This is a genomic window from Corynebacterium sp. 212_CJEI (assembly GCF_001055915.1).
Classification (GTDB): domain Bacteria; phylum Actinomycetota; class Actinomycetes; order Mycobacteriales; family Mycobacteriaceae; genus Corynebacterium; species Corynebacterium jeikeium_D.
Window position 1 is genome coordinate 1 of record NZ_JVPT01000011.1, and the last position, 10,069, is coordinate 10,069.

Annotated in this window: 11 protein-coding genes and 1 pseudogene; 8 read left to right on the forward strand and 4 right to left on the reverse strand. The window is 60.9% G+C overall.

Going from position 1 to position 10,069, the window contains the following annotated elements; all coding sequences use genetic code 11:
* Positions 1–975: non-ribosomal peptide synthetase (locus ADB02_RS01210; RefSeq protein ID WP_049189427.1), on the forward strand; the 975-nt coding region annotated here is incomplete at its 5' end.
* A gap of 2 nt (positions 976–977) precedes the next feature.
* On the opposite strand, the gene ADB02_RS01215 is transcribed toward ADB02_RS01210, so the two are convergent.
* Positions 978–1,964: an alpha/beta hydrolase gene (locus tag ADB02_RS01215; RefSeq protein ID WP_224784305.1), complete on the reverse strand. Its 987-nt coding sequence runs from the start codon at positions 1,962–1,964 to the stop codon at positions 978–980.
* Between the two features lie 77 nt (positions 1,965–2,041).
* Here ADB02_RS01215 and ADB02_RS01220 point away from each other — a divergent pair, with 77 nt between their 5' ends.
* The 3 genes from ADB02_RS01220 (at position 2,042) to ADB02_RS01230 (ending at position 4,880) form a co-directional block, all read left to right on the forward strand.
* The gene (locus ADB02_RS01220; RefSeq protein ID WP_005325328.1) at positions 2,042–2,986 is read left to right on the forward strand and encodes a methionyl-tRNA formyltransferase; all 945 of its coding nucleotides are present in this window, start codon (positions 2,042–2,044) and stop codon (positions 2,984–2,986) included.
* A 65-nt stretch (positions 2,987–3,051) separates the two neighbouring features.
* Entirely contained in the window at positions 3,052–4,068 is a 1,017-nt protein-coding gene (locus tag ADB02_RS01225; RefSeq protein WP_005291893.1) for an iron-siderophore ABC transporter substrate-binding protein, read from the forward strand.
* Positions 4,069–4,241: 173 nt separating this feature from the next.
* Complete coding sequence (locus ADB02_RS01230) at positions 4,242–4,880, forward strand: DedA family protein (protein WP_005325329.1); 639 nt, start codon at positions 4,242–4,244, stop codon at positions 4,878–4,880.
* 10 nt (positions 4,881–4,890) lie between these two features.
* Here ADB02_RS01230 and ADB02_RS01235 read toward each other — a convergent pair whose 3' ends face one another.
* Genes ADB02_RS01235 through ADB02_RS01245 form a run of 3 tightly spaced genes read right to left on the reverse strand, consistent with a single transcriptional unit; the run spans position 4,891 to position 7,936 of the window.
* Complete coding sequence (locus ADB02_RS01235) at positions 4,891–5,673, reverse strand: ABC transporter ATP-binding protein (RefSeq protein ID WP_019176090.1); 783 nt, start codon at positions 5,671–5,673, stop codon at positions 4,891–4,893.
* Positions 5,674–5,723: 50 nt separating this feature from the next.
* On the reverse strand, positions 5,724–6,818 hold the full coding sequence (locus ADB02_RS01240) for a FecCD family ABC transporter permease (RefSeq protein WP_005325330.1): 1,095 nt from the start codon (positions 6,816–6,818) through the stop codon (positions 5,724–5,726).
* Positions 6,818–7,936 (reverse strand): FecCD family ABC transporter permease, encoded by a 1,119-nt coding sequence (locus ADB02_RS01245; RefSeq protein ID WP_005325331.1) that lies wholly within the window; start codon positions 7,934–7,936, stop codon positions 6,818–6,820. Before ADB02_RS01245 ends, ADB02_RS01240 begins: the two co-directional genes overlap by 1 nt.
* Before the next feature lie 524 nt (positions 7,937–8,460).
* Between ADB02_RS01245 and rpsH the strand changes: the two genes are divergently transcribed.
* From rpsH to ADB02_RS01265, 4 genes and pseudogenes are all read left to right on the forward strand, one after another.
* Positions 8,461–8,859, forward strand: coding sequence for a 30S ribosomal protein S8 (gene rpsH / locus ADB02_RS01250; protein ID WP_034986964.1), 399 nt, complete (start codon positions 8,461–8,463; stop codon positions 8,857–8,859).
* A 14-nt stretch (positions 8,860–8,873) separates the two neighbouring features.
* The gene (rplF, locus tag ADB02_RS01255) at positions 8,874–9,410 is read left to right on the forward strand and encodes a 50S ribosomal protein L6 (RefSeq protein ID WP_035004244.1); all 537 of its coding nucleotides are present in this window, start codon (positions 8,874–8,876) and stop codon (positions 9,408–9,410) included.
* A complete protein-coding gene (gene rplR, locus ADB02_RS01260; protein ID WP_035004242.1) occupies positions 9,410–9,820 on the forward strand; it encodes a 50S ribosomal protein L18 in 411 nt (136 codons plus the stop codon). The genes rplF and rplR overlap by 1 nt, the downstream gene beginning before the upstream one ends.
* A 40-nt stretch (positions 9,821–9,860) precedes the next feature.
* A pseudogene (locus ADB02_RS01265) lies at positions 9,861–10,069 on the forward strand (30S ribosomal protein S5); the annotation flags it as partial.

The window sequence follows — 10,069 nt, forward strand, 5'->3', positions numbered from 1 at the left end:
CTCTTGGGCGGCGAGGCTGTCTCGCACGGCGTGTGGGAGACCTTGCGAAAGGCCGATGACGTGCGCGGATACAACCTCTATGGACCCACCGAGTACACCATCAACGCCCTGGGTGCTGGCACGGATGAGAGCGCCACGCCCGTGATCGGAATGCCGGTGGATCGCACGGCGGCGTTCGTTTTGGACCCGTGGTTGCGCCCCGTTCCTACAGGAGCGCCGGGTGAGCTCTACCTCGCGGGCAGCGGCTTAGCGCAGGAGTATCATGGGCTCGCGGCGCGCACCGCCAGCTCCATGGTCGCCTGCCCGTGGGGCGCCCCGGGTGAGCGGATGTATCGCACGGGAGACATCGTCCGCGTGCGTGCGGATGGCATGTTCGAGTACCTCGGACGCAGCGACGATCAGGTGAAAATTCGTGGTCACCGCGTGGATCCCGGCGACGTCTCGGCCGCCGTGTCCCGCGGCGTTGATCCCCGCATCCTCCACTGCGTGACCGTTCCTGTTCGTATATCCGACGCCACACTCCTGGCCTGTCACCTCGTGGCCCCACAACTGCGCGATGCGGACCAGGGGGAGCGGCAGAGTTTCCTGACTGGCGTGCGTAATGCATTGCGCGAGGAACTGCCCAGCTACATGATCCCGGATCGATGGTCGATCGTGGATGAGTTGCCGGTGACGTCGAATGGAAAGACCGACCTTGCTGCACTGGGTGAGGGAGAAAGGATCACGGAGAAGGGCCGCGAACCGGCGAACGAAACCGAGGAGATCACGGCGGAGCTGTTTGCCGAATCGCTAGATATTGAGCCCGAGGACGTGCCGGTGGATGCTGATTACTTTGACATGGGTGGGCACTCCATGGCGGTCATCAAGCTCTGCGCACTGCTGCGTGGAGAGCTGGGAGTGGAGGTTGGCGTGCGCGAATTCTACGGTCTGCGGACAGTCGAGCGCGTGGCGGAGTTTGTGGAGGCGCGCTCGTAGATTCAGCCCAGCAATTCGGCGAGTGCCGGGATGATCCCGTGGCGCCACATCGCAGGGTCGTGGCCACCGGGCGTGCGGTGATTGGTGGTGGGAAAGCCGCGGCGTGTCAGGGCATCGGCCACTGCATCCACGTGTCGTTGCATGGGCGGCTCTTCTGCACCGCACGTCAGTACGATGCGTGCCAGACCGGAGCCACTGTGAGCCGCAGGATTTTCGAGTGAGGGGCCAGTGAGCTGTGCGGCAATGTCGCCTCCTGCGGGCCCGTCCGAGAGCGTGTCCGCGAGCTCTGCAGAACGGTCAGCGGACCACCAGACGGCAGGGGACTGGGCGATGGCTCCTTTGATTGCAGGCGTGGTTTCGGTGGAAGCCGTAAGAGCTGCGCGCAGGGCGGAGAGACCGCCGAAGCTTTGCCCCACCAGGACTATGTGGCTGCTGTTGATGATCGGCGGAAGCTCGGTGGCCAGTGCGCTGGCGAATGTTTGGGAGGTGTACTCCTCGCTGCGGTCTTTGGCTGCCGGCAGGAAGACGCGGTTGATCTGGGGGATAAGCCCTGCCGTGACTGCCCGGTCCAGTGCGCCCGTGAGGTCATGCAGATGGATCCAGTCATCGCCATCCAAAAACACCACGGTGGTATCCGCACCGCGGTCATCGAGGCGCGCGGTGCAGCGCCTGCCGAATACCTTCCGGTCGATGGACAGGCGTGCGCCGGGCAAGTCCGCGATGACTTCTGGGGAGCGAGGCGGCCAGAGTGTCTGGTCCACAGAATCGCCGCTCAATAGGCTCGCCTGTGGGCCTGCGCCGTGTGCGTTATGTGGATCGGGATATTTCAGCTCGCCGGATTGAAAGCTATAGGTCACTGCTGAGTGCGCCGGGATGCGCACATCGACGGTGGACATCGATTCGGTGAGCTCGACGTTCGAGCGGTAGGGGTCCGGGAAAACGAGGGCTTCCGCATCCGCGGGCACCGAGATTCGGTGAAGGGTGGTCACGTCCGGGGAGTCTGGCATGAAAATTGCGCCACTTTCATCATTGACTACATAGGTAAACCTAAGCTAACATCCCCTGCATGCGAGTTGCTGTTTTCGGCTATCAGTCGTGGGGACACCGGACGTTGTCTGCGGTCATCAATGCTGGTCATGAAGTAGTTTTGGTAGTTACGCACCCTGCCAGCGATCACCCTTATGAGCAAATGTGGGCAGACTCCGTTGAGGAGCTCGCCAGCGAACATGAGCTCCAGGTGTGTGTCACTGAGCGCGTGGGTCAAGACGTCATTGAGGCGTTGCGCGATGCTGCACCAGACATCATCGTGGCCAACAATTGGCGAACCTGGCTTCCTCCCGAGGTTTTCAGCCTGGCCAAGCACGGCGCATTGAATGTCCACGATGGTCTCCTGCCCGAGTACGCCGGATTTTCGCCCATCCTGTGGGCGCTGTTGAACCGGGAAACTCACGTGGGCGTCACTGTGCACGAGATGGATGAAGTGCTGGACGGCGGACCCATCGTTGCCCAGCGCGCGATCCCCGTGGGTCCGCAGGACACCACCACGGATCTCGTGGCCAAGACCATCGACCTCATCGAGCCCCTCGTGGAACGCGCATTGAGTGACGTCGCCCAAGGCACCGCCACTGCGCAACCTCAAGATCCCACCCGCGCTACGTACTTCCACAAGCGCGGCGAGCAGGAATCTCGCATAGATTTCACCCAACCTGCGGAAGATATCGCCTTGCTGGTCAGGGCGCAGTCCGACCCGTACCCCAATGCTTACTTTGAATTCCGAGGCCAGCGCGTCCGCGTGCTTTCCGCGCACGTCTCGCAGGGCCGCTTCGGCGGAACCCCCGGCCGAGTCACCATCCCTCACGAGGGAGGAATCGCGGTGGTCTGTGGATCGCCCCGTGCCAACGTGCCGGCGCCGGCGATTGTTCTGGATCGTGTTCGTCTCGACGACAACTCGGAACTGACCGCCACCGAATTCTTTGGACATAGGGCTGGATATATCCAACCAAAGGTTTGACCTTTCCCTTTTGTGTACGGGCCACGCCTCGCGCGGAAATCCGTCACCAGTAACAACGGAGAAAAATGACACTCAAGAAGATTCTCGTTAGCACCGCTGCTGTGCTGACCTTGGGCGCGGCACTGACCGCTTGCTCGACTGATGACCAGTCCGGAAATTCCGGGGACTCCCAGGCAGTCAACGCCGAGCAGGGCGCATTCCCCACCACCATCGAGCACCGCTACGGCTCCACCGAAATCAAGGAAGCCCCGCAGCGCGTGGTCTCCTTGGGCTACACGGATCAGGACGCACTGCTGGCGCTGGGAGTTACTCCTGTCTCCGTGAAGTACTGGGACGGAATGACCCCGGATGGTCAGGCTGCGGGCAACTGGTCCAATGACAAGATCGAGGGCGACACTCCTCGGATCGACAAGGACACAGAAGTCAACGCGGAAGCCATCGCCAAGGACAATCCAGACCTCATCGTGGCCGTGTACTCGGACATCGATGAAGACACGTACAAGAAGCTGTCTGAGATCGCCCCTGTCGTCGTACAAAAGGGCGAATACGAAGAACTACAGCAACCATGGGACGTGACCACGGAAGAGATCGGGCAGGCCGTGGGCAAGCCTGAAGAGGCAAAGCGCCAGGTGGAGCAGGTCAAGGAGAAGTTCGCAGAGCTCAAGGGCCGCCACCCAGAATGGGCCGAAAAGGAACTCGGCGTGGCCACTGTCTCCGACGAGAGCCTGGCTGTCTTTGCCGAGGGCGATCCGCGTAGCCGCTTCTTCACCGAGCTGGGATTCAAGATCAACCCGGCCTACGCGGGCATCACCAAGGACAAGTTCTACGGTGAGGTCTCCAAGGAAAACGCAGACCAGATCAACTCTGACGTGCTGGTGTGGGATCAACTGTCTTACTCTCCGAAGCAGAGCAAGGCTTCTGTGACCGAGGATCCGATCGTGGGCAAGCTGCCCGCCGTGAAGGACGGACACAGTGTCTACCTGGAAGGCGACCTGGAAAAGGCCTTCGGATGGCAGACCGTGCTGAGCCTGAACTACCTGCTGGACAAGATCGAGCAGCCGTTGGCAGACGCCACGAAGTAGTCTGAATCAACTGCCGAACCGTCCCGCATGAACGTGCTGGGGCGGTTTTGCTGTTGCTGGCTAGGGGACGGGCACTCATGGGGATAACGGATGCACGCTAGGGGCGAGCTGCCTGTATTCCGGTCAGAAACCGGGGTAAGAATAGACCAGTTGTTTTCTAGAAGGGATTCCCTGTGCACTTAAGCGACCTCATGGACGCCACCACCCTGCTCCAGAACTTTGGCGGCTGGGCGCTCGGCGGCATTGCGCTGATTATCTTTATTGAATCCGGCGTGCTCTTCCCGTTCCTCCCCGGCGATTCCATGCTGGTCACCGCGGCAATCTTGCGCGATCAGCTGGGCTTGAACGTTCCGATTCTGGTGGGCGTGGCCATCGTCGCGGCGTTCTTGGGCGACCAGGTAGGTTTCTGGCTCGGCCACCGCTTTGGCCGCAAGTTGTTTAAGCCCGACGCCAAGATCCTCATAACCGAGCACCTCGAACAAGCCGAGGCTTTCTTCCTGAAGTACGGGCCGTTGGCTCTGGTACTGGGGCGCTTCATCCCGATCGTGCGTACCTACATTCCCGTGGCCGCTGGTACCGCGGAGATGCCGTACAAGAAGTTCGTGGGATGGAACGTCACGGGTGCAGTGCTGTGGATTGTCAGCATGGTCGGCATTGGCGTGCTGCTGGGGGATATCCCGGGCATTGCGGATCGCATCGACATGATCGCCATCGTCATCGTGCTGGTGTCTGTGACTCCGGTGGTGATTTCCGCGATGATCAACTGGCGGAAGTCCAAGAAGACTCCCGCCCAGGAGCTGATGGAGGACTAAGCCCTGATCGTCACTTGGGGACGATCAGCGGACCGCCGGTGACAGGATCCTCGATGACTAGCGCGTTGAGGGCAAACGCCTCGAGCAGTAGCTCTGGGGTAATGACCTCGCTGGGACGCCCGGTGGCGAGGACCTGTCCATCCTTCATCACCACGAGATTATCGCTGTAGCGTACAGCCAAGTTGAGATCGTGCAGCACCATCACCACAGTCCGATCCAGCTCTCGGCGTAGACGCTGCACCAGCTCCAAAATCTCTACCGACGTGGCCAGATCCAGGTAGGTGGTGGGCTCGTCCAGGAACAGGATGTCCGTGTTCTGCGCAAGAACCATGGAGATCCACACACGCTGCCGCTGCCCTCCGGACAGAGAATCCAGGGTGCGCTCCGCCAGCCCCATCGAGCCAGTCATTTCCAGCGCCTTGTGCACCTCGGCTTCGTCCGTGGACGACCACTGACGGATCCACGATTGGTGTGGGTGCCGACCGCGCGAGACGAGATCAGCCACGTTGAGTCCCTCCGGGGCGGTAGGGGTTTGTGGCAGCACGCTGATGGTCCGTGCGAGGTCCTTGCGCCTGATGGATGAGATATCGGCGCCGTCTAACAGCACTTCGCCCTCATTCGCCGGAAGGAGACGAGACATGGCTCGCAACAACGTGGATTTGCCGCAGCCATTGGGGCCGATGATTGTGGTGATCTGCCCGCGAGGAAAGTCCACGTCCAAGCCTTCGATGACCGTCCGGTCGCCGTAGCCCACGGCGAGGCCGCGTGCGCTCATGCTGTGCTTCTGAGTCATGTGTCCTTCTTTGTTCGCGGCACTGCTAACTTCCAGGGTGGGATCTTTTCTCATGCCGTGGTTGACCTATTCCGTTGGACCAGCAAATAAATAAGGAACGCACCGCCGATTGCCGAGGTGAGAATGCCCACCGGCAGCTCTACGGGCAGAAGAGTTTGGGTGCTGATATCTGCCAGCAGGAGTAGCGCAGCGCCGGTCAGCGCAGAGGCCAGAAGCGGTGGTGCAGAGCAGTTGCACAAGCGCAGCGCCACCTGTGGGGCCACGAAGGCGACGAACCCGATGGGGCCAGCGGCCGAGACCGCCACTGCTGCCAAAGCCACGGCAGCGGCGAGCAGAAGCACCTGCACACCCTGGACGTTTTGTCCCAAAGCCCGTGCAGTATCCGAGCCCAGCAAGGTGGCTAAAAGTTGGTGACCAATCCAGGCCAGCAGCGGTGTAAACACCAACACAACAATGGCGATGGGCCACATCTTGGACCAGTCCGCAGTGCTCAGGGAGCCAGTAAGCCAGAACTGCGCGGCCGCGGCATCGCGCAACTCCGTGCGGATCATCAGGAAGTTGATATACGAGGTCAACAGAGCAGAGATGATGATGCCGAACAGCACTAGCCGGAAGGAATCAGTCGATCTCCTCCACGCCAGAGCCCACATCACCGTTGCGGTGACAGCCGCACCAAGCACCGCGGCCAAGGGAATGCCGATGCTGCTGAGCCAGCCGAGGAAACCACCAGCGCCACCACCCAGAGTGATGACGGTGACCGCGGCCGCGGACGCGCCCGTAGTGAAGCCCAAGATATCCGGGCTGGCCAGCGCATTGCGAGTCACGGACTGAGTGAGGGCTCCGGATAATCCCAGCGCACAGCCCACCAGAATGGCCGTCAGCGCACGAGGCATGCGCCAATCCAAAACCACCAGACGCTCAATGCGGGTGCCCTGGCCGGTGAACAGCACCTCCAGCACACGAGCCGGGGACACAGGATAGTCACCCAGGCCGATGGAGACCGCCGCTAGCAAGACGATCGCCACGAGCAGCAATAGAGACACCGTCAACGCGCGAGGGCGCCAGACCACAGAAAATGAGCCCACGCGGAATGGCGGGCGCCCAGGGATAGTGGAAGAGGTAGGGCGGGCAAGGAGGGAACTCATTAAATGGCCACCACCCGGCGTCGATAAATAAGGGCGATGAAGAACGGCGCGCCCACGAACGCGAGGATGATGCCTACTTGCAACTCGCCCGGACGAGCGATCAGACGGCCCACCACGTCTGCGAACAGCATCATCACCGCACCCGTCAGGGCAGAGTAAGGGAGGATCCAGCGGTAATCAGGGCCCGTGATGGCGCGCACGAGGTGCGGGACCACCAGGCCGATGAAGGTGATGGGGCCGGCGGCAGCTGTCGCGGCACCGGCCAGCAGTGCGATCAGAGCCATGCCAATCAGGCGGGCGCGCTGGGTGTTGATGCCCAGTCCGGAGGCGATGTCATCGCCCAGATTCAGGAGGTTTAGCTGCGGTGCCGTGATGAACGCCAGCAGGAGGCCCACCAGGATAAACGGCAGCACGCCGTAGAACACGGTGAGATCCCGGCCCGCGATGGAGCCGACGGTCCAGAAGCGCATGCGATCCAGATTGGCATCGTCAGTGAGGATAAAACCGCTGATGATGGCGCTGAGGACCGCGGACAAAGCCGCGCCGCCGAGGACCAGCGTCATTGGATTGGCCTGTCCTCCTCCTATGGACGCCAAACTAAACACCAACGCAGTAGCAGCGATGGCCCCACCGAACGCCCACATGCTGGTAGCCCACACGGACGTCACACCCAGCAAGGAGAAGCTGGCAACCACGGCCAGGGACGCACCGTAGTTGATGCCGAGAATGCCCGTGTCCGCGAGAGGGTTGCGCGTGTGCCCTTGGATCAATGCACCGGAGGCGCCAAGGGCAGCACCGGCGACTAGGCCCAACAGGGTGCGGGGAATGCGGAGCTCGACGATCACGCGCTGATCCACATTCAGCCCCTCCGCGTGGCCGAACGCCGTGCCGAGATCGCGGAACACGGCGGACACTTCTCCAAAAGGGATCTGCCGTGATCCAAACACGATGCTGGCAACGATGCTGGCGAGCAATAGGAGGAAAAGGACGCCGAGGCCGACGAGGCGACGCGGGATTTTACCTGATGGAGCGCTGGCAGAAGCGTCCGCAGTAGCGTCCGCGCGAGACCCCAGGTGTGATTGAGAAGGGGATTGCGCATGCGGGGTAGAGATAGCCATGCATCCCTCCTTGACGCGTGAAAGTCCATGATCTTAACGGGAGCAAGCTTATATGAACAAGGTAAGCCTAATCAAAGTACTACAAGGAGGGATTGTGGAGCTGTGCAGGTGAGTGTGTGAGCCAGCAGGTGCGGCTAGTGAGGTCGGTCGGCCCTGAATGGCGCCGACCCTACACCTCAGCTCTATGCTTCTGAGCAGGGATTTGGACATGTTTTAGCTGGTTGCTAGGCTAGTCAGGTCTTGCCGTAGGTAGGTACCCCCATGTTCTTTTTTTCGACGCTAACGCGTCAAAATCCCGGGAATGCCACATGACCTGCGGAAAGAGTCTCCCGCTACAAGGGAGAAAAACTGTACATCCACTTTGTTACAGGCCCCTCGCCCGAAGCGGCCGCACGGATAAAGGCAGCGAGCACCCCTAACTACTGAGTTAGGCGGAGCGTGAGTAGCCAGCGATCGTGCGGTACACGCGATTCATCAAGGGTGAGCACGGGAACCGTAACGAAAAAGGCAACAGGTCACTTCACATGACCATGACTGATCCGATTGCGGACATGTTGTCACGAGTGCGCAACGCAAACAATGCGTTCCACGACACCGTGTCTATGCCATCCTCCAAGATCAAGGCCAACATCGCCGAAATCTTGAAGCAGGAAGGCTACATCGCCGACTACTCCGTTAACGACGAGACCGTCGGCAAGACCCTGGAGCTTAACCTGAAGTACGGCCCATCTCGCGAGCGTTCCATCGCTGGCGTGCGTCGTGTTTCCAAGCCGGGTCTGCGCGTTTACGCAAAGTCCACTAATCTGCCAAAGGTTCTCGGTGGCCTGGGCGTGGCTATTATCTCCACGTCCCAGGGTCTGCTGACTGACCGTGAGGCCAACAACAAGGGCGTGGGCGGAGAAGTCCTCGCCTACGTCTGGTAAGAGGAGGTTTAACCATGTCTCGTATTGGCAAGGCACCGGTGACCGTCCCCTCTGGCGTCACCGTCACCATCAACGGCCAGAACGTTGAAGTCAAGGGTCCTAAGGGCACCCTGGCTGAAGAGATTCCGGCACCAATCACCGTGGCTCAGGAAGGCGAAGAACTCGTCGTCTCCCGCCCCGATGACCGCCGCAAGAACCGTTCCCTGCACGGCCTGTCCCGCTCCCTGATCAACAACATGGTCGTGGGCGTTACTACTGGCTACACCATCAAGATGGAAATCTTCGGTGTGGGTTACCGTGTGCAGCTCAAGGGCCAGAACCTGGAGTTCGCACTGGGCTACTCTCACCCAGTCCTGATTGAGGCGCCTGAGGGCATCAAGTTTGCCGTCGACGGAAACACCAAGTTCTCCATCGAAGGCATCAACAAGCAGCAGGTTGGACAGATCGCCGCTAACATCCGCCGTCTGCGGAAGGATGACCCATACAAGGGTAAGGGCATCCGTTACGAAGGCGAGCAGGTCCGTCGCAAGGATGGAAAGACGGGTAAGTAATGAGCAACAACGCAACGAACAAGGAAGGCCAGCGTTTGCCGGTGGGCAAGGACATCTCCACCCGCCGTCGCAACGCTCGCGCACGTCGCCACTTCCGTATCCGCAAGACCCTGTCCGGCACCCCAGAGACTCCACGTCTCGTTGTGCACCGTACCTCTCGTCACATGCACGTTCAGGTCATCGACGACACCGTCGGTCACACCCTGTGCGCTGCGTCCACCCTCGAAGCAGAGGTCCGTGGAGTCGAGGGCGACAAGAAGGCACGTGGCGCCAAGGTTGGCGAACTGATCGCACAGCGTGCGAAGGAAGCTGGCATCGAGGCAGTCGTCTTCGACCGCGCTGGCTACCAGTACCACGGCCGCGTCGCCGCTCTGGCTGACGCCGCCCGCGAAGGTGGTCTGAAGTTCTAATGACCACCAACACCATGAACTCCAACGGAAGGAACGCGTGATGTCGGAACGTGACCGTAACGGCGGACGCTCCGCCGATAACAACCGCAACGATCGCAACGAGCGCGGCGGCCGCAACGACCGCGGTGGCCGTAACGATCGTCGCAACAACCAGCAGGACGAGCGCAACCAGTACATCGAGCGCGTCGTCACCATCAACCGTGTGTCCAAGGTCGTCAAGGGTGGTCGTCGCTTCAGCTTCACCGCTCT